This is a genomic window from Megamonas funiformis (genome assembly GCF_010669225.1).
Lineage (GTDB): Bacteria > Bacillota > Negativicutes > Selenomonadales > Selenomonadaceae > Megamonas > Megamonas funiformis.
Map to the genome: position 1 here is coordinate 1,802,579 of NZ_CP048627.1, position 21,005 is coordinate 1,823,583.

20 protein-coding genes are annotated in these 21,005 nt (G+C 33.5%); 12 read left to right on the forward strand and 8 right to left on the reverse strand.

Annotation, left to right across the window (positions count from 1 at the left end; translation table 11 throughout):
• Positions 1–104: 104 nt before the first annotated feature.
• From ftsH to GXM21_RS09150, 6 genes are all read right to left on the reverse strand, one after another.
• On the reverse strand, positions 105–2,057 hold the full coding sequence (gene ftsH, locus GXM21_RS09125; protein WP_008537257.1) for an ATP-dependent zinc metalloprotease FtsH: 1,953 nt from the start codon (positions 2,055–2,057) through the stop codon (positions 105–107).
• A 93-nt stretch (positions 2,058–2,150) separates the two neighbouring features.
• A complete protein-coding gene (gene hpt / locus GXM21_RS09130) occupies positions 2,151–2,699 on the reverse strand; it encodes a hypoxanthine phosphoribosyltransferase (protein WP_008537255.1) in 549 nt (182 codons plus the stop codon).
• Between the two features lie 21 nt (positions 2,700–2,720).
• Positions 2,721–4,187 (reverse strand): tRNA lysidine(34) synthetase TilS, encoded by a 1,467-nt coding sequence (tilS, locus tag GXM21_RS09135; protein ID WP_008537254.1) that lies wholly within the window; start codon positions 4,185–4,187, stop codon positions 2,721–2,723.
• A gap of 93 nt (positions 4,188–4,280) precedes the next feature.
• The gene (locus GXM21_RS09140; protein WP_008537253.1) at positions 4,281–4,742 is read right to left on the reverse strand and encodes a S1 domain-containing RNA-binding protein; all 462 of its coding nucleotides are present in this window, start codon (positions 4,740–4,742) and stop codon (positions 4,281–4,283) included.
• 83 nt (positions 4,743–4,825) lie between these two features.
• Complete coding sequence (locus GXM21_RS09145; protein ID WP_008537252.1) at positions 4,826–5,107, reverse strand: FtsB family cell division protein; 282 nt, start codon at positions 5,105–5,107, stop codon at positions 4,826–4,828.
• Between the two features lie 32 nt (positions 5,108–5,139).
• Positions 5,140–6,267: an MGDG synthase family glycosyltransferase gene (locus tag GXM21_RS09150; protein ID WP_008537251.1), complete on the reverse strand. Its 1,128-nt coding sequence runs from the start codon at positions 6,265–6,267 to the stop codon at positions 5,140–5,142.
• 205 nt (positions 6,268–6,472) lie between these two features.
• Here GXM21_RS09150 and recJ point away from each other — a divergent pair, with 205 nt between their 5' ends.
• The 12 genes from recJ to sdhB all read left to right on the forward strand — a co-directional run bounded on the left by recJ (position 6,473) and on the right by sdhB (position 19,196).
• On the forward strand, positions 6,473–8,461 hold the full coding sequence (recJ, locus tag GXM21_RS09155) for a single-stranded-DNA-specific exonuclease RecJ (protein WP_008537250.1): 1,989 nt from the start codon (positions 6,473–6,475) through the stop codon (positions 8,459–8,461).
• A gap of 106 nt (positions 8,462–8,567) precedes the next feature.
• On the forward strand, positions 8,568–11,186 hold the full coding sequence (gene alaS / locus GXM21_RS09160) for an alanine--tRNA ligase (protein ID WP_008537249.1): 2,619 nt from the start codon (positions 8,568–8,570) through the stop codon (positions 11,184–11,186).
• A gap of 159 nt (positions 11,187–11,345) precedes the next feature.
• Entirely contained in the window at positions 11,346–11,621 is a 276-nt protein-coding gene (locus tag GXM21_RS09165) for an IreB family regulatory phosphoprotein (protein ID WP_008537248.1), read from the forward strand.
• A 6-nt stretch (positions 11,622–11,627) separates the two neighbouring features.
• Complete coding sequence (gene ruvX / locus GXM21_RS09170; RefSeq protein ID WP_008537247.1) at positions 11,628–12,041, forward strand: Holliday junction resolvase RuvX; 414 nt, start codon at positions 11,628–11,630, stop codon at positions 12,039–12,041.
• A 39-nt stretch (positions 12,042–12,080) separates the two neighbouring features.
• A complete protein-coding gene (gene rph / locus GXM21_RS09175) occupies positions 12,081–12,827 on the forward strand; it encodes a ribonuclease PH (RefSeq protein ID WP_008537246.1) in 747 nt (248 codons plus the stop codon).
• A complete protein-coding gene (locus GXM21_RS09180) occupies positions 12,827–13,423 on the forward strand; it encodes an XTP/dITP diphosphatase (RefSeq protein WP_008537245.1) in 597 nt (198 codons plus the stop codon). Before rph ends, GXM21_RS09180 begins: the two co-directional genes overlap by 1 nt.
• Positions 13,420–13,896, forward strand: a complete 477-nt coding sequence (locus tag GXM21_RS09185) for a metallophosphoesterase family protein (protein ID WP_008537244.1) — start codon at positions 13,420–13,422, stop codon at positions 13,894–13,896. Before GXM21_RS09180 ends, GXM21_RS09185 begins: the two co-directional genes overlap by 4 nt.
• A 463-nt stretch (positions 13,897–14,359) precedes the next feature.
• Positions 14,360–15,205 carry a fumarate hydratase gene (locus GXM21_RS09190; RefSeq protein ID WP_008537243.1) on the forward strand — a complete coding sequence of 282 codons (846 nt, stop codon included), beginning with the start codon at positions 14,360–14,362 and terminating at the stop codon, positions 15,203–15,205.
• Between the two features lie 22 nt (positions 15,206–15,227).
• Positions 15,228–15,800, forward strand: a complete 573-nt coding sequence (locus GXM21_RS09195; protein ID WP_008537241.1) for a Fe-S-containing hydro-lyase — start codon at positions 15,228–15,230, stop codon at positions 15,798–15,800.
• A gap of 192 nt (positions 15,801–15,992) precedes the next feature.
• Positions 15,993–16,610, forward strand: coding sequence for a succinate dehydrogenase/fumarate reductase transmembrane subunit (locus GXM21_RS09200; RefSeq protein WP_008537240.1), 618 nt, complete (start codon positions 15,993–15,995; stop codon positions 16,608–16,610).
• An 82-nt stretch (positions 16,611–16,692) separates the two neighbouring features.
• The gene (sdhA, locus tag GXM21_RS09205; protein ID WP_050900413.1) at positions 16,693–18,441 is read left to right on the forward strand and encodes a succinate dehydrogenase flavoprotein subunit; all 1,749 of its coding nucleotides are present in this window, start codon (positions 16,693–16,695) and stop codon (positions 18,439–18,441) included.
• A complete protein-coding gene (sdhB, locus tag GXM21_RS09210; protein WP_008537238.1) occupies positions 18,441–19,196 on the forward strand; it encodes a succinate dehydrogenase iron-sulfur subunit in 756 nt (251 codons plus the stop codon). The genes sdhA and sdhB overlap by 1 nt, the downstream gene beginning before the upstream one ends.
• A 105-nt stretch (positions 19,197–19,301) precedes the next feature.
• On the opposite strand, the gene GXM21_RS09215 is transcribed toward sdhB, so the two are convergent.
• Complete coding sequence (locus GXM21_RS09215; RefSeq protein ID WP_008537237.1) at positions 19,302–19,523, reverse strand: helix-turn-helix domain-containing protein; 222 nt, start codon at positions 19,521–19,523, stop codon at positions 19,302–19,304.
• Between the two features lie 199 nt (positions 19,524–19,722).
• Positions 19,723–21,000: an amidohydrolase gene (locus GXM21_RS09220; protein ID WP_008537236.1), complete on the reverse strand. Its 1,278-nt coding sequence runs from the start codon at positions 20,998–21,000 to the stop codon at positions 19,723–19,725.
• Positions 21,001–21,005: the final 5 nt, after the last annotated feature.

Genomic DNA, 21,005 nt, shown 5'->3' on the forward strand with positions numbered 1-21,005 from the left:
TTATTCTAAAAGTTTATAAAAAAAGTGCATAAGATAAAGTAAAAACTTTTTCTTACACACTTTTAGCTTACCCTATTTTTATATTACAAACAAGGTGAATATATTTAGATTTTTTCAGTAGTGGAAATAGCAGGTTCTTTAGCTACAGCATCTGCTTGTTTTTCTTCTACTACTTCAGCATTTTTCACTTCTTCTGTAGTGGAAGTTTCTTTTTCTTCGCTATTTGCTTCTTTGATTTCACAAACGCCTTCTAAGCTACCAGTTTCCATGATAATTTTTAAATCTTTTTCTTCTAAAGTTTCTTTTTCAATCAAAGCTTTAGCGATTAAATGAAGTTTGTCTATATTTTCGATTAATAATTTACGACATTCATCATAAGCTTCTTCAATATAACGACGAACTTCTTTATCAATAGCACAAGCTACATCTTCACTGTAATTGCGTTGATTATTGAAATCACGACCTAAGAATACTTGATGATCTTGTCCATCACCAAAAGCAATTGGACCTAATACATCACTCATACCATATTGAGTAATCATGCTACGAACTAAACCAGAAGCTTGTTGAATATCATTAGAAGCACCTGTACTGATTTCTTTAAGTACAACTTCTTCAGCAACACGACCACCGAGCATAGTTTTCAATCTATCAAGTAACTCTCCACGTGTAGCATAAGAGCGATCTTCTTTTGGTAACATTAAAGTATAACCGCCAGCTCTACCACGAGGAATAATTGTTACTTTATGCACAGGATCAGCATTTGGTAATAATAAACCAATTAACGCATGACCACCTTCATGATATGCAGTTAGACGTTTTTCACGATCACTGATTACTTTAGATTTTCTTTCAGGACCTGCAATTACACGTTCTATTGACTCTTCTAAAGAATTCATAGAAATAGTCTTTTTATTTCTACGTGCAGATAAAAGTGCAGCTTCATTTACGAGATTGCTTAAATCAGCACCTGTAAAACCTGGTGTACGGCGAGCTAATACATCAAGATTAACATCACTATCTACAGGTTTACCTTTTGTATGCACTTTTAAAATAGCTTCACGGCCACGAACGTCTGGTCTATCAACAACGATTTGTCTATCAAAACGTCCTGGACGTAAAAGAGCTGGGTCTAAGATATCTGGTCTATTTGTAGCTGCGATGATGATAATACCTTCATTAGCTGCAAATCCATCCATTTCAACGAGTAATTGGTTAAGTGTTTGTTCACGCTCATCATGACCGCCACCTAAACCTGCTCCACGCTGACGACCAACAGCATCAATTTCATCGATAAATACGATACATGGTGCATTTTTCTTAGCTTGTTCAAATAAATCACGAACACGAGATGCACCAACACCAACGAACATTTCCACAAAATCAGAACCACTGATAGTGAAGAATGGAACGCCAGCTTCACCAGCTACAGCTTTAGCAAGTAAAGTTTTACCTGTACCTGGAGGGCCAAATAATAACACACCTTTTGGAATTCTTGCACCAAGGTCATTAAATTTCTTTGGATGTTTTAAGAACTCTACAACTTCAGCAAGTTCTTGTTTTGCTTCATCAGCACCAGCAACATCACTGAAAGTAACTTTTACTTTACCATCACCCATCATTTTGGCACGGCTTTTACCAAAGCTCATTACACGGCTACCGCCACCTTGTGACTGTTGCATGATGAAAAACCATACACCAATGAGTAAAAGCATAGGAAGTAAAGAAGAAAATAATGTTGTCCACCATGGTGTTTCAGGCGGATTTTCTGCTTTTATATCTACGCCATTATCGCGAAGAGTTTTTACAAGTTCTTCATCGCTATTTGGATATCCTGGAGTAATAGTTGTAAATTCTGTACCATCTTTCAATGTACCTTTAATATTGCTATTTTGCATAACAACTTTAGCTACATTTTTGTCATCGACTTGTTTTACAAATTCAGTGTAATTTATTTCTTGTTTATTGCTTGTATCTACTGAAAAATGGTCGATTACAGTTATTGCTACAAGAATGATTAACAAGTAAAAACCCACATTCCTCAAAAATTTATTCAATCTTACGCCTCCTCATAGCATTGTCTTCAAATCATAATGATTAATTATATCATATAAACAAGTTAATTAATAGTTATTCTATGTTAATTATCATTATTTTGTATATACTTCTGGTTTTAAAATACCAATATATGGTAAATTACGATATTTGCTATCATAATCTAAACCATAACCAACTAAAAATTCGTTAGGCACTTCAAATCCTACATAATCAACTTTTACATCAACTTCTCTGCGTTCAGGTTTATTTAATAATGCACATAATTTTACGCTAGCTGGATGACGAGATTCCATATTTTTCAATAAATAAGATAAAGTAAGACCAGAATCTACGATATCTTCAATGATGATAACATGTTTGCCTTCAATGCTAAAATCTAAATCTTTTAAGATTTTAACTGCACCGCTACTAGTAGAACCTTTACCATAGCTAGATGCTGCCATAAAATCAAAAGATACAGGAACATTGATTTCGCGCACTAAATCAGCGTAGAAAATAATAGCACCTTTTAAAATACCAATAGCATAAATTTCTTTACCAGCATAATCACGATTGATTTCATCTGCAATTCTCTTTACACCTTCACGTAATTGCTCTTCTGTATAAAGTACACTCTGGATATCATCTTTCATTGTTTTCATAATTTAAAACCCACCTAATTATTATTTTTTTAATTTTAAATATAGTATATGTTTACTATTTTTATTTACTAAATAATTATTATCTTGTTGTATACCAGCTATCCAAATAATTCCCTTTTCATCACAAATCAAAGGAATTTTATCTCTATCTTCTGCCGGTATCTTTCTATCAATTAGAATGTCTTTTACTTTTTTACTACCTGTCATGCCTTTAGGAGTTATTCTATCCCCATTTTGTCTTTTGCGAATAAATAAATCTCCATTAATCTTATCCATATCAATAAAACAATGTTCTCGACCAGATAATTTCATGACCTCATCTTGCCCGCAGATTTTATCTATAATCAATGATTGTTCATAAGGCAATTTTATTTCTTTTTTCGTCAAAAGTAAACCTAAATCTATTTTTATGGATATATTTTGCTCTTTTTCCTCAGAATTTTCAATTGGCAAAATTTCTTTTTCACTAAAAGTTAATCTATCATAATTTATCTTTACTTGCAAATTCTTCGGTAATTGCAAAATTAAACCAGTATGTCCATTGTATAAAAACTTATCAATTTTATCAATATGAACAAAACTAATATTTTCTAAATTCCTTTTAAATTCTTTTATAATATACCTATATAAAGCATTTCTTATTGCCTTATGTTCTTGTTTTAATACTTTGATATCTATTTTTATATATTTTCTACCTTGATTATCTATATCTACTATGACTTTATCTCGATAAAAATTTTTTACATAGTAATTTATAAAATCATTTTCTTGAGCAATAATCTTGGCACTATTGCAAATAGCTGTTACTACTTTTGGATTATATGCTTTTAATCTAGGGATTAAATCTAAACGTATGCGATTGCGTTCATAATCTAAACAATTATTCGTTTCATCTAAACAAGGATTGATATTTTCAGCTAAACAATATGCTTCAATTTCTTCACGATATAAACATAAAAATGGTCGTATAATATCTTCATTTTTAGCTTTCATACCGCTAAGACCTGCTGTTCCTGCACCTCTTAAAAGATGCTGTAATACAGTTTCTGCTTGGTCATTTAAATGATGTGCTGTTACTATTTTTGTGGCATTTTGTGCTTTCGCTATTTTGCGTAAAAATTGATAGCGCAATTTTCTAGCCAAAGTTTCTACAGATAATTTTTCTGTTTTAAGATGTTCTAATACATTTAAATGTTCCATAAAAAAAGAAATATTTTTTTGCTCGCAATAATTTTTTACATACCATGCATCATTTAATGAACTTTCCTTACGAATACCATGTTCAGCATGAGCTACAATAATCTCTAATTTATATTTAACACTAAGTTTTTGGAAGATATCCACAAGTGCCATGGAATCTGGCCCACCAGAACAAGCAATCAATAATTTATCATGAGCCTTAAATAAATCATATTCTCTAGCAAAATTTTCTACGCACTCAATTATTTCCATTATATTTATTACATCTACATTACTATTTACGCTCATAAAAAATTACCTCAAGATTAAATTCATATTCATATAATTTTCCAGCTATTAACAAAAAGCACTCTTTAAAAAATTAAAGAGTGCTTCTTAGTTTTATTCATATTTACGAGAACCGCCACCACGGCCACCACGTTTAGAATCTGTCTTACGACGTAAATCAGTAAGTTTTTCATCACTATCTTTTAAAAACTTGGATAATTTATCTTCAAAAGAAGCGCCGCTATTATTGTGTTTACGGAAGTCATTATTAAATTGCTTACGAGGAGCAGGACGATAATTACTACTCTGTGCAGGACGAGTATTTTGTTCTTCGACTTTTTTCTCCTGTAATTGTTTAATAGATAAACCTATTTTTCCATGGTCATCAACACTTAGTACTTTAACTTTGACTTTGTCTTTTTCTTTCAAAAAATCATTTACATCTTTAACGTAAACATCTGCAACTTCAGAGATATGTACTAAACCAACTTTTCCACCAGGTAATTCAACAAAAGCGCCAAATTTAGTAATACCTGTTACAACACCTTCTAGGATATTGCCAACTTCGATTGACATACTACTTTTATGTCCTCCTTAAGATAATTAGCTTTAAGCTTTTATTATTATAACCTTGCTAAACAAATAGTGTCAATAAAATGTTATTCTTTTTCTTCAGAAATATATGGCACTTCGCCTGGTTTTGTCATACCTAGCTCTTCACGAGCTACTTTTTCCACATATTCGAACTTATTTAAATTATCTTTTTCTCTACTTAATTCTTCATTTATTTGCTTTGCTTTATTTAATCGCTCTTCGGCTATAATAGTCTGTTCTTCTACTTGGCTTAAATATACTTCTTGTTTAATAATTATAAATCCCAGATAACCAATCATTATCACAAAAGCGAATATTATAAACCGCTCCATTATTTTTCTGAACATATTTTCACCTATTAATTTATATTTCCCTAATACTAATCTAAACCTAACATATTTGCAATAACATCTGCTATATTATCGGAAGCATATGGTTTCTTTAACACCTTAGCATTATTTCTAAGTTTTGGCAAAATAGTTGCATCAGATAATACTTCACGTACTACCGCATCTAAGGTATCTTGATGTTTCACCCAAATGGCAGCTCCATTATCAGAAACAAATTTTGCATTATCCACCTCTGGTCCTGGTATTGGGTCGTGTAAAATCATTGGTAATTCTCTAGTCAATGCTTCACTTATTGTAAGCGCACCAGGTTTACTGATTAAAAATGTAGCTACAGACATAAATTCTTGAATATTATGCGAATATCCCCATACGAAAATTTTGTGTTTAGAATGCTGTGCATATTCATTCATCTCTGACCAAAGCGCTACATTTGCTCCTGTAATTACGAGAATTTGAATATCTTTTTTCAAGCGTTCTAATTGGCAAAGTGCATTTTTTACGCCACCTAAACCAAGACCGCCACCCATAATCAAAGCTACAGGTTTATCTTTTTCCAATTTGAATTTTGCCAATAAATCATCTCGATTATAATCTACACGGAAATTATATCCCACAGGTATACCTGTAACAAAAATGCGTTCTTCTAATAAACCTTGATTTACCATTTCTTTTTTCAATAAATCATTAGCAGTAAAATAAATATCAATATTTTTATATAACCAAAATTGATGTACACAGAAATCTGTCATCACTGTGATTAAAGGAATATTTATTTCTCCTGTTTGCTTCAGATAAGATGCAGCTGCACATGGAAAAGGATGTGTACAAATAACCATATCAGCTTCATATTTTTTTATAAGCTCACGCATATCTTTTTTCATAGCATGAGCAAAAACAGATTGTATAGTACTTCCTTTTGTAGAATCTGATGTAAATTTATAGAAAAATTCATACACACTTGGTGTATGGTCGAGCATCTTTAAATATATATCTTTAACTAGACTATTGAAATAGGCTGTTTCTGTTGACATAAAATCAATAACATTTATTTTATTGACAGGATATTTTCTCTTTATCGCCTCTGCAACAGCATTGGCAGCCTTATTATGACCAGACCCCATTGATGCTGTAACCACTAGAATATTTTTACCTGACATATATTTTCCCCCAGATTATCAACTTAATTCAATCATATTTTAATTTCGAATTTGTTAAATATGTATTAAAGTCTTCTTATTACTTGCAATAATTTACATTTTATCATATTCATTTTATACTGTAAAACAAATAGCTATTAATTATATGTAAAAAATAAATTAAATACTATCTATAAAAATCAAGTATAGGAGGTAATATTTATTTATGAATAAACGTTGGGAAATTCTACCCATTGATGAAAAAAAACAAATCTTATTAGAAAAGAATTTGCATATATCTTCTAGTCTAGCTGAAATTTTAACTAGAAAAAATCTTGATGAAAACTCAGCTAAATTATTTCTCAATCCCACAAAAATTCCTTATCATGACCCTTTTTTGCTAAAAGATATGGAAAAAGCTTGCCAAAGACTTTTATTAGCTTTAAAAAATAAAGAAAAAATCTGCATTTATGGCGATTATGATGTAGATGGTGTCAGCTCCACTGCCCTTTTAATGACAGTTTTTACTAAATTAGGCTTTAATATAGACTATTATTTACCTGACCGCCATAGTGAAGGCTATGGTCTTCATATCGAGTCCTTACAAAAATTAATACCTAAATACGATTTATTAATCACTGTTGACTGCGGTATTACAGCTCTTGATGAAGTTGATTATGCCAAAGATAAAATCGATATGATTATCACAGACCACCATTTACCTCGTGAAATTCTTCCTGATGCCTTTGCTATTATCAATCCTACACAAACACAATGTAATTATCCTAACAAAAATCTTTGCGGTGTAGGTGTAGCCTTCAAACTTTGTCAAGGACTATATCAAAGCTTAAATAAAGATATTCATGAATTAGAAAATTATTTGGATATTGTAGCTTTAGGTACTATAGCTGATATTGTACCTCTTGTTGATGAAAATCGTCGCATTGTCAAAAAAGGATTAGCTCATATTCAAAACTTAGGTATAAAAACTTTAATTGAAATCTGCAATTATGATGAAAATAATATAAATACTGGTCATATTGGTTTTGGTGTAGCTCCTCGCTTAAATGCTGCGGGAAGATTAACTCATGCTAGTATTGCTGTTGAATTATTATTAGCCACTGATAAACAAACAGCTCATCAAAAAGCATTATATCTAGATGAAGAAAATAAACAACGTCAAGAAATTGTAGAAGATATTTTTCACGAAGCTGTCAAAAAAATTGAAGAAAATAATCTTCAAGAAAATAAAATCATCATTGTTGTTGGCGAAAATTGGCATGAAGGTGTTATCGGTATAGCAGCATCTCGCCTACAAGAAAAATATTATCGACCTATAATAATCATAGCGACTAAAGATAATATTGGTAAAGCCTCTTGTCGTAGCATAGATGGACTTCATATGAAAAATGCCCTCACTTATTGTGAGCAAGATTTAATGGTTTATGGAGGTCATTCCAAAGCAGCAGGTTTTACGATTGATTTAGCTAAATTAGATGATTTTATTTCACATATGCAAACATATGCTGATAAACATTTAACAGATGAAGATTTAATACCAATTTATCAAGTAGAAACAGTTTTAACACCTCAAGATATAACCATGGATTTTATCGAGGAATTATCCTTACTTGAACCTTTTGGCATGGGAAATCCTAAACCACAATTTGTCTGTCAAAATCTCTTAGTCACTAAAAGCATGAAAATGGGCAAAGAAAATAATCATTTACGCTTTAATTTTGCTTATAATAATACACAATATACTGCTATTGGTTGGCATATGGCAGATGTTGCCGATGATATAAATAATAAATATGTAGATATTTTATTCCAACCTGAATTAAACCACTGGAATGACCATACTTATCTACAGTTTAAATTGAGTGATTTACGTCAAAGCAAACGAAAAATTTCTTATCTAGAAGAGTTTCCTGCTTATGACACAATCGGCAAAATATATCTTTGTCTGCGCAATCAAGAAAAAAAATATGGTCAAAGTATATTTTCCCTTAAAGATTGTCAAGCTTTATTAAAACAAATTTACAATCTAAATTTATCTGATTACAGTATGAAACAATGCTTGATTATTTTAAGTGAAATTAACATTTTAACGATAAATCAAGATAAAATTAAATTATTATCTTTACCTAATCAAAAAATAGATATAAAAAATTCCCCAACTTTTGCTAAGCGATTTAATCTACAAAAGCTTTAAAAACCTTGATAAATTGACTTGAAATAATTTATTATATATAATTATAGAAGTTTTTTATTAGTAAATAATCAAAAATTTCAACTTAAAATATTGGAGGTAGATTAGTTTGAAGTATATGAGCGGAAAAGAACTCCGTAGAAGATACCTTGACTTTTTTGTCAAAAATGGACATTTAGAACTTCCTAGTGCATCTTTAATTCCAAAAGATGACCCTAGCTTATTGATGATTGGTGCTGGTATGGCTCCTTTCAAAGCTTATTTCACAGGTAAAATGACACCACCTTGCACTCGTATCACTACAAGTCAACGTTGTGTTCGTACTGGTGATATTGAAAACGTAGGTCGCACAGCTCGCCATCATACTTATTTTGAAATGCTTGGCAACTTCTCCTTTGGCGATTATTTCAAATATGATGCTATTAAATGGGCTTGGGAATTTTTAACTGGAGAATTAGAACTTCCAAAAGATAAACTTTGGGCTACAATCTATCCTGATGATGAAGAAGCATATAAAATTTGGACAACAGAAACTGACATCAATCCAGAACATATCGTTAAATTAGAAGATAACTTCTGGGAAATTGGTAGCGGTCCTTGCGGTCCTGACTCTGAAATTTTCATTGACCTCGGTGAAGAACGTGGTTGTGGTAGCCCTACATGTGGCGTTGGTTGCGATTGTGACCGTTATCTTGAAATTTGGAACCTTGTATTTACTCAATTTGACCGTACTGAAGATGGAAAATACAATCCACTTGTACATAAAAACATTGATACAGGTTGTGGTCTTGAACGTCTTGCTTCAGTATTACAAAATAAACCATCTAACTTTGAAACAGATTTAATGTTCCCTATCATTGAATATGCTAGCAAAGTTGCTAATAAAGAATATGGCAAAGATAAAGAAACAGATATTTCTTTAAAAGTTATTGCTGACCATGCTAGAAGTATTTCCTTCATGGTTATGGACGGTATCTTACCTTCTAATGAAGGTCGTGGCTATGTACTTCGTCGTTTATTACGTCGTGCTGTACGTCATGCTCGTATGCTTGGCATCGAAGATAAATTCTTAGCTGGCGCTGTTGATGTAGTTGCTGAAATCTACAGTGGTGTTTATGATGAACTCACAAATAGAAAAGATTACATCAAAAAAGTAATCAGCTTAGAAGAAGATCGTTTTGCAACTACATTAACTCAAGGTATGGATTTATTAAATGCTGAAGTTGAAAAACTAAAAGCTGAAAATAAAACTGTTCTTGATGGTGAAGTTGGTTTCAAACTCTATGATACTTATGGTTTCCCTTGGGAATTAACAGATGAAATTCTCCATGAAAATCATATGACTTTAGATAAAGAAGCTTTTGATAAAGCTATGGACGAACAACGCACTCGTGCACGTAATGCTCGTGGCGAAAACAAACGCATGGATATTCCTGATTTACGTGATAGCAATATCGGTGAATTAAAAGTTGATGAAACTGCTCGTCAAGCTAAAATCGTTTGCATTTGGAAAGATGCTAAAACTACAAATAGCCTTGAAGACGGCGATGAAGCTGGTCTTATCTTAGACGTTACACCATTTTATGCTGAAGGTGGCGGACAAGAAGGCGATATTGGTAGCTTAAAAACAGATATGGGTAATGCACAAGTTATTGATACTAAAAAATTACCTGATGGTTCTGTTTATAATATTGTTCATGTAACTGAAGGTAGTCTTCATGTTGGAGATACTGTAGAAATAACTGTAGATATGGAAAATAAACTTGCTTCTGCACGTAACCATACAGCAACACATCTTTTACAAGCTGCTTTAAAACGTGTTGTTGGCGACCATATCAATCAAGCTGGTTCTGCTGTAAATGCTCATCATTTACGTTTTGACTTCTCTAGCTTTGAACCAATCTCTGCTGAACAATTACAACAAGTAGAAGAAATGGTAAATGCTGAAATTTTAACAGGTAAAGATGTAGAAATTTCTCATATGAACCAAGAAGATGCTAAAAAAGCTGGTGCTATGGCATTATTCGGTGAAAAATATGGCGATATCGTTCGTGTAGTTACTGTACCTGGATTTAGTATGGAACTTTGCGGTGGTAGCCATGTTAAAAATATCGGTCAAATCGGCATGTTCAAAATCATCGGTGAATCTGGTGTAGCTGCTGGCGTTAGACGTATTGAAGCTATCACTGGTAAAGCTGCTATTGATTATATGAATGCTAAAGCTAAACTTTTACAAACAGCTATAACAACTTTAAAAACTAACGAAAGCAATCTTTGCGATAAAATTGCAAACCTTCTTCAAGAAAATAAAGAAATGAAAGCTGAAATTGCTAAAGTTCAAGCTGAACGTGCTAAAGCTGATTCCAATAAATTATTAATGGCATTAAAAGAATATAATGGTGTTAATGTAATTGTTGGTAAAATCCAAGCTGCTAACATGGATGAACTTCGCAACAATGCAGACCTTCTTTGCAACAAATTCGATAAAGCTGGTGTAGTTGTTCTCGGTGCTATACTCAATGATAAAGTTAACTTCGTTGTAAAAGTAAATAAAGACGGTGTAGCTCGTGGCTTACACGCTGGTAAAATCGTAAAAGAAGTAGCTATGGTGACTGGCGGTAACGGTGGCGGTCGTCCTGATATGGCTCAAGCTGGTGGTAAACAACCAGAAAAATTAAATGATGCTTTTGCTAAAGGTCATGAAGTAATTCAATCTCAAATTAAATAATTATATTTAAACTAGCAAGGGGGCTAATTATCTAGCCTCCTTTTGTTTTCTTAAAGTAATATTGACTGTCTTTAAAACTATTTTTTTGTTATAATTAGTACATAGATTATAGATTAATCTACTATATGACAATATATAGATATTATTGAGGTGATTATTATGTCCAACATTAAAGATGAAACTATGATGTTTAATTTTGGTGCAGATGATGATAAAGCAGCAAAAGCACTTTGTTTATCTTGCCGTGCTATGCTCGAAAAAGGTTACAGTCCAATCAATCAATTAGTTGGTTATCTTTTATCTGATGACCCAGCTTATATCACAAGTAACAAAAATGCTAGAAATGAAATTCGTAGATTAGGACGAGATGAATTACTAGAAGAACTTGTACGTTTCTATTTAGAAAACAATGAGAATATAAAAAAAGGTGAATAAATATTTATGAGAATAATGTCCCTTGATATCGGTGATAGAACTGTTGGCATTGCAGTAAGTGATGAACTTTTATTTACAGCACAAGGTGTAGAAACAATTCGCCGTAAATCTTATAAACACGATTTAGCTCGTATTCGCGAATTAAGCAAACAATACGAAACTAAAAAATTTGTCGTTGGCTTACCTAAAAATATGAATGGTACAGTTGGCGAACGATGCGATATTGTAAAACATTTTACAGATAAAATCCTAGAAGATATTCCTGATGCTGAAATTATCTTTTGGGATGAACGTTTATCTACTGTTGCTGCTGACCGTTATTTATTAGAAGCTGATGTCAGTCGTGCAAAACGCAAAAAAGTTATTGATAAAATGGCTGCTGTATTTATTTTACAGGGCTATCTTGATAGTTTAAAATAACTTAAATTTTATGATTTCATTTGGAGACTTTTTATTTATATGACTAGAATTGATAGACGAAATGCAGACCAATTGCGTCGTTTTAAAATAACAAAATACTTTCAAAAATATCCAGCTGGCTCTGTTTTAATTGAAACAGGCAATACTAAAGTAATTTGTGCTGCTACTATTCAAGATGGCGTTCCTTCATTTTTACGTGGTAGCGGTACAGGCTGGTTAAATGCTGAATATTCCTTACTTCCATCAGCAACATTGACCCGTTCTCCTAGAGAAGCTTCTCGTGGTAGACAAAATGGCAGAACACAGGAAATCCAACGTCTTATAGGACGCTGTCTTCGCAGTGTTATAGATTTTAAAGCTTTAGGTGAAAGAACAGTCATTATTGACTGTGATGTAATTCAAGCCGATGGTGGTACGCGAACAGCTTCAATCACTGGAGCTTTTGTTGCATTAGCTGAAGCTTTAGCCACTATCTACGACCCTAAAAAACCATTTCCATTAAAAGATTTCATGGCTGCCATAAGCGTAGGTATCTCTAAAGATAATGAACCTATATTAGATTTATGCTATGAAGAAGATTCTACTGCTATAGCTGATATGAATATCGTCATGACAGGCGAAGGGCATTTTGTAGAAATTCAAGGTACTGGTGAAAAACAACCTTTTACACATGAACAATTCAGTAAAATGCTCGCCTATGCTCAAAAAGGTATTGATGAATTAATCTCTTATCAAAAAGATATTTTAGGTAATGACTTAGTTTGGAAAATAGGAAGGATTCCATGATGAAAAAAATTATTGTAGCTACAAAAAATCAAGGCAAAATAAAAGAAATGATAAATGCATTTAAAAATTTACCTGTAGAACTTCATTCTTTAAGTGAATTTGGCCCTTTACCTGATGCTGTTGAAGATGGTACTACTTTTGAAGAAAATGCTATCAAAAAAGCAAAATTTTACGCTCAAAAAACAGGCTATGCTTGCTTAGCAGATGATTCAGGTTTAACCATTGATATTTTAGATGGAGCTCCTGGTATTTATTCAGCTAGATTTGCTGGTTACCATGCAGACGATTTAGCTAATAATAAAAAAATGATTGAAGAGCTACAGAAAAAAAATGTAGAGCAATCAACTGCTCAATATGTTTGTTCTTTGGTCTTTGTAGATACTGATGGCAAAACATTAACTTGTACTCAAAAATGTGAAGGTATCATTCGCATTTTTGCTCAAGGAAATAATGGCTTTGGTTATGATCCATATTTTTTTGTTCCTGATTTGCAAAAAACTATGGCTGAATTAACAATTGAAGAAAAAAATAATATTAGTCATCGTGGTAAAGCACTACGTGAAATGGAAATCCAACTAGGTGAATATTTAAAATGAAAATAGGAATTATGAGTGATAGTCATCATGATCTATCTGCTATTGATGATGCAATTTGTCTAGCTGACGATGTAGATTGTTGGCTTCATGCAGGCGATAGTATTGATGATGCTGGCTATTTAGCTGATGTATCTAAAAAACCTGTATATGCTGTTCCTGGTAATATAGATTGGTTTTCCACTAAGCCAAAAGAAATATTAGTAGAAATTGCTGGCAAAAAAATATTTTTGACCCATGGTCATAAATATAATGTAAAATGGACAACTAAATATCTATATGAACAAGCCTCTAAATTAGGTGCAGATATAATAGTTTATGGTCATAGTCATGTAGGTAACGAAGAGCATGTAAATGATAAAATAATCATTAATCCAGGAAGTGTTTCTGAACCTCGAGATGGTCTAGACCCTTCTTTCATGATAATTGATATAAATAATGAAAAAATAAATCTTCAACGCATATTTTTAAAATAAAAGTTTTTTATATTTAAGATAAATATTTATAATGATTTTATATATTTATTTAATAAAATTATGTACTAAAATAAATAACTTTTTATATTTTTTAGTCTATAAATATATTTTATTTATAAAAGTGAACAGCCTTCAACTTTAATAATATTAAGGCTTCCAGCCATTTTAGGTGTTGAAAGACATTCAAAAATATGCTAAAATTTTCATTACATGAGGATATTTTTATCCAATTTGTTCGTGATAAATCCCCCACTACTTTTAACCAGTGGTGAGAGTTAATTTATTAGAGATGGGACAGATCTCAAAATAGATAAATTCTTATTTATTTAAAAATTTTCTACTTAAAAAATATATACTTATTAAGTAAAAATATGTCCTTAACCGTTAGTCATTAATGGGGATTGCCTAAATTTAGGAAGTTTAATAAAACAATGACTAAATATTTTAATCCATTGGAGGGGTTATGGTGCGTACAATCCAAGCAGAACAAATCACTCAAGAAGTAGCGCAGATGTGTAAAGAAGCTGCCTACTATTTACCAGGAGATGTGTTTGCCGCATTAGAAAGAGGTAGACTTAGTGAAAAATCTCCAGTAGGAAGAGAAGTACTCGACCAAATTATCACAAATGCAAAAATTGCAAAAGAAGAAGACAGACCTATTTGCCAAGATACTGGTATGACTATTGTTTTTGTTGAATTAGGTCAAGATGTTCACATTGAAGGCGGCAACTTAAACGACGCTATCAATGCTGGTGTAGCTAAAGGTTATACTGAAGGCTATTTACGTAAATCCGTTGTAGCTGAACCACTTTTCGATCGTAAAAATACTCAAGATAATACACCAGCTGTTATCTACACAGAAATCGTTCCTGGCGATAAATTAACTATCCAAGTTGAACCAAAAGGTTTCGGTAGCGAAAATAAATCTGGCTTAAAAATGCTTGTACCAGCTGATGGTGTAAAAGGCGTTAAAAAAGCAGTTATGGATATTATCCTTCATGCTAGCTGCAATCCTTGCCCACCAATGGTTGTTGGTATTGGTATTGGCGGTACTATGGACCGTGCTGCTGTTATGTCTAAAAAAGCATTACTTCGTCCAACTAATGTTCGTAATGCTCATCCTGAATATGCAAAACTTGAAGAAGAGCTTTTAGAATTAATCAACCAGACAGGTATTGGTCCACAGCTCGGTGGTACAACAAGTGCTCTTGCTGTTAATATCGAATGGGGTCCTACTCATATCGCTGGCCTTCCTGTGGCTGTAACAATTTGTTGCCATGCATGCCGTCATTCTAAACGCGTATTATAATTTATTCGGGAGGTACATTTAAATGGCTGATAAAATTCGCATTACAACACCTTTGACTGAAGAACAGTCTCGTAAATTAAAAGTAGGCGATAGCGTTCTTATTTCTGGCGTTATCTATAGCGCACGTGATGCTGCTCATAAAGTTATGACAGAAACACTTGCTCGTGGTGAAAAACTTCCAATTGATTGGAGCAATCAAATTGTTTATTATCTTGGACCAACTCCAGCTAAACCTGGTAATCCAATTGGTTCTTGCGGTCCTACAACTTCTGGTCGTATGGACGCTTATACTCCTACAATGCTCGAACAGGGTATTAAAGGTATGATTGGTAAAGGTTCTCGTGATAAAGCTGTTATCGAATCCATGAAGAAAAATGGTGTTACTTATTTTGCCGCTGTTGGTGGTGCTGCTGCACTTATTTCCAAATGTGTAAAAAAATATGAAGTAATCGCTTATCCAGAACTTGGTCCTGAAGCACTTGCAGCTCTTACTGTTGAAGATTTCCCTGCAATCGTAGTTATTGACTCTGAAGGTAATAATTTCTATGAAATGGGTCAGGCTCCATATCGCACTTTAGATATGGATAAACTTTAATAATTAACAAAATCCTGAGCTCCTTTATTATCTTCTAGGAGGAGCTCAGTTTATTTTGCGAACCGTGGGACACACGGGGATAGCCATCTATCATTTATATTACATATAATTAATATATGGAAGCTTTTTTAAGCATGTCATAAGGTGTGTAAATTTTCCCTATGAAAATTAAAAAGTACAGGAGGTTCAAGGATGATTCACACAACATTTTATATTCGCAGATTACATTCCCTCTGCGGTATTGTTCCTGTAGGTTTATTCTTACTCGAACATATCTTTACAAACTCTATGGTATTAGGTGGACCAGCTCCATTCAATGCAGCAGTTGAGCATCTTGCATCTATTCCACATGAAATTATGCTTCCTTTGGAAATTTGCTTCATTTTAGTTCCATTCCTTTTCCATGGTCTTTATGGTTTGTACATTTTAATGCAAGCTAAAAATAACGTAAAAAGCTATGGTTATGCTCGCAACTGGAATTTCTATTTCCAAAGAATAACTGCTGTTATTATCTTCCTTTTCTTAATCTGGCATGTTGTTTATCTCCGCATTATGGTAAAAGGTGGCGGTACTCCTATTTCCTTCGAATTATTACAAGCTTATTTCCAAAATCCGCTTGTATGGGGTGCTTATACAATCGCTATGATTGCATCTATTTTCCACTTCTTTAACGGTCTTACTACATTCACTATGACATGGGGTATTGCAAAAGGTCCTCGTATCCAGACTTTCTTCTCTCGTGTATTCATGGCAATCTTTGTAGTATTATCCCTTTTAACAATTGCTTTCATGAGCATGTACTGGTTTTAATCTATAAATTCTGATATAAGGAGAGACTCACGTGAAATCTACAAAAAAAATCATCGTTGTCGGTGGCGGTTTATCCGGTCTTATGGCTACGATTAAAATTTGTGAATCTGGCGGTATTGTAGACTTATTCTCTTATTGCCCAGTAAAACGTTCCCACTCCCTCTGTGCACAGGGTGGTATTAATGCTTGTATGGATTCCAAAGGTGAACATGATACTGTTTGGGATCATATCGATGATACAATTTATGGTGGCGACTTCCTTGCTGACCAATTAGCAGTTAAAGGTATGTGCGAAAACGCTCCAAAACTTATTAAAATGTTCGACCGCATGGGTGTTCCTTTCACTCGTACACCAGAAGGTAACCTTGACCTTCGTAACTTCGGTGGTGCAAAACATAAACGTACTTGCTTCGCTGGTGCTACTACTGGTCAACAGCTTTTATATGCTCTTGATGAACAAGTTCGTAAACTTGAAGTAAAAGGCAAAGTTAAAAAATACGAATTCTGGGAATTCGTTCACATCATTAAAAACAACGAAGGCATCTGCCGTGGTATCACTGCTCAAAACATGAATTCCATGGAAATTGAAGCTTTCCCAGCTGATGCAGTTATCTTAGCAACAGGTGGTCCTGGTGTTATTTTCGGTAAATGTACAGCTTCTACAATCTGTAACGGTTCTGCTGTTTCCGATGTATACCAAGAAGGTGCTTACCTCGGTAACGTTGAATTCATTCAGATTCACCCAACAGCTATTCCAGGTGAAGATAAAAACCGTCTTATGTCTGAAGCAGCTCGTGGTGAAGGTGGTCGTGTTTGGACTTACAAAGATGGCAAACCTTGGTACTTCCTCGAAGAAAAATATCCAGCTTATGGTAACCTCGTTCCTCGTGATATCGCAGCTCGTGAAATTTATCAAGTTTGCGTACACATGGGTCTTGGTATCAATGGCGAAAATCGTGTATACCTCGATCTTTCCCACATTGATGCAGATTACTTAAACCGTAAACTCGCTGGTATCATGGAAATCTATGAAGAATTCGTTGGTGACGACCCTCGTAAAGTTCCTATGCAGATCTTCCCTTCCGTTCACTATTCCATGGGTGGTATTTGGGTAGACCGTAAACACAGAACAAATATTCCTGGTTTATTCGCTTCCGGCGAATGTGACTATCAGTACCATGGTGCTAACCGTCTTGGTGCTAACTCCCTTCTTTCCGCTGCTCACTCTGGTACTGTTTCTGGTCCAGAAGCTATTCGTTGGGCTAACGGTGATTCCGCTTGGACAATTGAAGGTAAAACTATTGCTGAAGATAATGGAGCTGCTCTTACTGATGCAGAACTTGCTGCAGCAAAACAACAGACTGTTGATGAATTTGAAAAAATCATGAATATGAAAGGCGACGTTAACGCTCATAAACTCCATATGGAATTAGGCGAGCTCATGCTTCGTTACTGCACAATTGAACGTATTAACAAAGACCTTGAATATTGCTATGAAGAAGTTAAGAAAATCCTCAAAAAATGGGATCATATCGGTCTTACTGATACTAGTCGCTGGGCCAACCAAGAAGCTATGTTCGTACGTCAGCTTCGCAACATGATCATCTACGCTCTTGCTATCTGTAAAGCAGCTCGTATGCGTGATGAAAGCCGTGGTGCTCACTTCAAACCAGAATTCCCTAACCGTGATGACGAGCATTTCTTAAAAACTACACTTGTTAGAATGAACCCTGAAACTTGTGAACCAGAAATCAGCTATATCGATTTTGATCACTCCTTAGTTAAACCTCGTCCACGTCGTTATGATGTTACTAAAGGAGGCAAAAAATAATGGCAGATACTAAAAAAACTGTTCATTTGATTATTGAACGTCAAGATAGCCCTACTGGCAAACCTTACACAGAAGAATTTGAAATTCCTTATCGTCCTGCACTTAACGTAGTTGCAGCTTTAATGGAAATTCAGAAAAACCCTGTAACTAAAGATGGCAAAAAAACTACTCCTGTAGTTTGGGAATGCAACTGCTTAGAAAAAGTATGTGGTGCTTGTATGATGGTTATTAACGGTCGTGCACGTCAAGCTTGTGCTTCTCTTATCGACAAACTTCCTCAACCAATCCGCATTGCTCCAGCTCGTACTTTCCCTGTAATCCGTGACCTCTTAATCGACCGTAGCGTTATGTTTGAAAGCCTCAAACGTATCCAAGGTTGGATTAATGTTGATGGTAGCTGGGAAAATCGTGAAGCTCCAATTCAAAACCCATATACTGCTGCTACAGCATATGAAATTTCCCACTGCATGACTTGTGGTTGCTGCTTAGAAGCTTGCCCTAACGTTGGTCCACAGTCTGACTTCATCGGACCTGCTCCAACAGTTCAAGCTTATCTCTTCAATTTACATCCATATGGTAAATTTGACAAAGAAAAACGTCTTAATGCTCTTATGGAAAAAGGCGGTATCACTAGCTGCGGTAACAGCCAAAACTGCGTAGAAGCTTGTCCAAAACACATCAAATTAACTACTTATCTTGCTCAGTTAAACCGTGATGTAAATAAACAAGCTCTTAAAAATATCTTTGATAAATAATAAAAGATATATCAATCAAATAACAAAAGGAGTTAGTTTAAAACTAACTCCTTTTTATTATCAAAAAAACAGCACCTTAAAAGGTGCTGTTTTCTATTTCATATCTTATTGTCTAAAGTAATGATAATTGTCTTTTATCTCAACTAATTCATCTAATTTTACATTTAAAGCTTTTGCAATAGACGCTATTACTAAAAAAGTTGGTTGGCGTTTATCATTTTCTATAAAGCTAACCATAGCTGTACTAATACCTGCTCTCATAGCTAATTGTTTCTGAGTCATCTTTTTTTCATGTCTTTTTTCGCAAATATTATATTTAATTGTCATAATACAAAGCTTCCTTTCAATATTGGATAATGGGGTGAATAATCCCAATTGCAAATAAAAAGTAGCTTTGTTTGTAATCAAAAACATACATCTCATTATCTAAATACTAAATAATATTTTATTATTTATTTTTATTTATGGTTTTAGTATAGCACAAATCAATAAACTATGGTTATTTAACTTATAATTTATAAAAATTTTAACGCAATGTTAAATTCATAGCACAACGATTAGCTTCATATTTAATTTTTTCTTCATCAATAGTAGTAAAAGCTCTATTTTCTAATAAAACTTTACCATCTACTAATACTGTATCAACCATTGAGCCATTCATGCTATACGCTAATAAAGATACTAAATCATGACGTGGATAACATTGTGGAGCAGACATATCAAATAAAACGATATCGGCTTTATATCCTTCTTTGATTAAGCCTACCTTATTTAATCCTACAGCTTTAGCACCGTATTCTGTTCCCATTTTTACACCTTCAAGAGCTGGCACAGCTAATGGGTCTAAAGTATTTACTTTATGCAGTAAAGTTGCTAAATTAATTTCTTCTAACATATCAAGATTATTATTACTAGAAGCTCCATCTGTACCTAAGCCTACGCAAACTCCTGCTTTTAATAATTGTGGAACTGGAGCAACACCGCTGGCAAGTTTCATATTGCTTCCTGGATTATGCGCTACACGTACATTGTATTTCTTCATAATTTGAATATCTTCATCTGTTAAATGAACACAATGAGCAGCTAATACGCCACGGTCTAAAATGCCTACTTCTTCCATTAAAGCTATAGGTGTTTTGCCATATTCTTTTAAACAATTTTCTACTTCACCTTTAGTTTCTGCTAAATGAATATGAATTTCTCCATTATATTCTTCACTAGCTTTCACTACTTTTTGTAGAAAATCTGGAGGACAAGTATATGGTGCATGAGGACCAAACATAGCTGTTATTTTACCATCATTAGCATTGTTAAAATCTCTAAATAAGATTTTATTTTCTTCTAATGCTTGATTGCCATTTGGTGCTACACCAATAATACCGCGGGAAAGCACTGCTCTAATATCTGTATCAATACAAGCCTGTGCCACTTGGTCCATATCGCCATACATATCAGCAAAAGTAGTTGTACCGCTTTTTATCATTTCAGCGATACCAAGCATAGCGCCCCAATAAATATCTTCTTTTTTCATTTTAGCTTCAATTGGCCATATTTTATTTTCTAGCCAATCCATAAGCTTCATATCATCAGCATAGCTACGCAATAAAGTCATGGATACATGTGTATGCGCATTAACAAAACCAGCTGTTGCTAATTTATCTGTACCATCAATCACTTTTTCTGCTTTAAATATTTCTGGTATATTTTCTATAGCTAAAATTTCGCTATCTTTAATTGCAATATCTGCAATTTTTACTTTACCATCAGCTAATAAAACGTTAGCATTTTTTATTAAAATATTCATATTTA

Coding starts and splice junctions, on each gene's coding strand:
- tilS (WP_008537254.1), bottom strand. CDS start 4,187: ATGAGCGTAAATAGTAATGTAGATGTAATAAATATAATGGAAATAATT.
- sdhA (WP_050900413.1), top strand. CDS start 16,693: ATGGCTACGATTAAAATTTGTGAATCTGGCGGTATTGTAGACTTATTC.
- recJ (WP_008537250.1), top strand. CDS start 6,473: ATGAATAAACGTTGGGAAATTCTACCCATTGATGAAAAAAAACAAATC.
- GXM21_RS09145 (WP_008537252.1), bottom strand. CDS start 5,107: ATGTTCAGAAAAATAATGGAGCGGTTTATAATATTCGCTTTTGTGATA.
- GXM21_RS09220 (WP_008537236.1), bottom strand. CDS start 21,000: ATGAATATTTTAATAAAAAATGCTAACGTTTTATTAGCTGATGGTAAA.
- GXM21_RS09215 (WP_008537237.1), bottom strand. CDS start 19,523: ATGACAATTAAATATAATATTTGCGAAAAAAGACATGAAAAAAAGATG.
- GXM21_RS09200 (WP_008537240.1), top strand. CDS start 15,993: ATGATTCACACAACATTTTATATTCGCAGATTACATTCCCTCTGCGGT.
- GXM21_RS09150 (WP_008537251.1), bottom strand. CDS start 6,267: ATGTCAGGTAAAAATATTCTAGTGGTTACAGCATCAATGGGGTCTGGT.
- rph (WP_008537246.1), top strand. CDS start 12,081: ATGACTAGAATTGATAGACGAAATGCAGACCAATTGCGTCGTTTTAAA.
- GXM21_RS09185 (WP_008537244.1), top strand. CDS start 13,420: ATGAAAATAGGAATTATGAGTGATAGTCATCATGATCTATCTGCTATT.
- hpt (WP_008537255.1), bottom strand. CDS start 2,699: ATGAAAACAATGAAAGATGATATCCAGAGTGTACTTTATACAGAAGAG.
- GXM21_RS09190 (WP_008537243.1), top strand. CDS start 14,360: ATGGTGCGTACAATCCAAGCAGAACAAATCACTCAAGAAGTAGCGCAG.
- ruvX (WP_008537247.1), top strand. CDS start 11,628: ATGAGAATAATGTCCCTTGATATCGGTGATAGAACTGTTGGCATTGCA.
- GXM21_RS09140 (WP_008537253.1), bottom strand. CDS start 4,742: ATGTCAATCGAAGTTGGCAATATCCTAGAAGGTGTTGTAACAGGTATT.
- GXM21_RS09195 (WP_008537241.1), top strand. CDS start 15,228: ATGGCTGATAAAATTCGCATTACAACACCTTTGACTGAAGAACAGTCT.
- GXM21_RS09165 (WP_008537248.1), top strand. CDS start 11,346: ATGTCCAACATTAAAGATGAAACTATGATGTTTAATTTTGGTGCAGAT.
- sdhB (WP_008537238.1), top strand. CDS start 18,441: ATGGCAGATACTAAAAAAACTGTTCATTTGATTATTGAACGTCAAGAT.
- GXM21_RS09180 (WP_008537245.1), top strand. CDS start 12,827: ATGAAAAAAATTATTGTAGCTACAAAAAATCAAGGCAAAATAAAAGAA.